A 1,306-nucleotide genomic window follows, 5' to 3' on the forward strand; every position below is an offset into this window, starting at 1 on the left:
CAAACGGGCGGCGCGTTCTGCCATCATCTCGATTGGGTAGCGAATAGTAGTCAAGCTAGGGTGAACAAAGCGGGCGATTAAGCCATCATCGAACCCGACCATAGAAACCTTACTTGGTACGTCAATGCCATTTTGATCTAACGCTGCGAGTGCGCCAGCGGCCATGTAGTCGTTGTAGGCCACCACTCCAGTAATCTCCAAAGATTTGGTTAACAGGTTGGTCATCGCAACTTCGCCACCATCACTGTTGGGCTCACCGTATTCGATGTAGCTTTTGGAGAGTTCAATACCATGTTCTTTCAATGCGGCTTGGTAACCTTGCAAGCGTTCATCGGTATCTTCGATATCGTGGGATGAGGCAATGCAAGCGATTTTGCGATGCCCGTGACGAATTAAATATTCTGTCGCGAGGAATGCCCCCTTGCGGTTATCAAGGGAAATACAGCGCTCAGCAAGCTCTGGGATATGACGATTGATAAGCACCATACCTTTCACTTCTTGGGCGTAGCCAATTAGCTCCTCATCAGATAAGCCTTTCGAGTGGATGACTATTGCATCGCAACGGCTGTTGATCAGCAATTCTAGGGCTTGACGCTCATCTTCTGGATTATGATAACCGTTGCCAATCAAGATATGTTTGCCATTTTCGCGCGCGACATTATCGACGGATTTGACCAGCGTGCCGAAGAAAGGATCGGACACATCACTCACCAACACACCCATGGTATTTGTGCTTTGACTCACCAGTGCACGAGCTGCGGCATTGGGTCTGTAACCCAATTTGCTCATTGCTTTGGTGACCGACTCTACCGATGATTGACTGGCTTTTGGGGACTTGTTGATCACGCGAGAAACCGTTGCGACCGAAACACCGGCTTCTTTCGCGACATCCTTGATCGTTGCCATATAGAACCTTTAGTGGCTAAAAATTTTGACTGAAAGTATTAAACACCCATTGTGTAATAAGTGCAATTTGATAGAGGATTTGCTTTCGGAAATGAGATCTTTACCACTTGTATTTATTAAGCTTACTGATAGTGTAAACGTTATCTTTTTAGTAAAACTTTACTGGGGTTTTAATTATGGAAACTATCGCTTACTCTGATTTTGCCAAATTAGAAATTCGTACCGGAAAAATCATTGAAGTGGCTCGTCATCAAAATGCAGACAAGCTATATATTGTGCAAATTGATATTGGTGAAAAAACACTGCAAACCGTAACCAGTTTAGTGCCTTATTACACCGAGGAAGAGTTGATGGGCAAACAAGTGGTCGTGTTGTGTAATCTTGCCAAAGCCAAAATGCG

At 44.9% G+C, this 1,306-nt stretch carries 2 protein-coding genes; one reads left to right on the forward strand and one right to left on the reverse strand.

Going from position 1 to position 1,306, the window contains the following annotated elements; genetic code table 11:
- Positions 1-906: substrate-binding domain-containing protein (locus R7035_RS25410; protein WP_318146343.1), on the reverse strand; the 906-nt coding region annotated here is incomplete at its 3' end.
- Between the two features lie 176 nt (positions 907-1,082).
- Between R7035_RS25410 and R7035_RS25415 the strand changes: the two genes are divergently transcribed.
- A partial coding sequence (locus R7035_RS25415; protein WP_318146344.1) for a tRNA-binding protein occupies positions 1,083-1,306 on the forward strand: 224 nt, incomplete at its 3' end.

The sequence above is a fragment of the Vibrio sp. 1731 genome, from assembly GCF_033339955.1.
GTDB lineage: Bacteria > Pseudomonadota > Gammaproteobacteria > Enterobacterales > Vibrionaceae > Vibrio > Vibrio alginolyticus.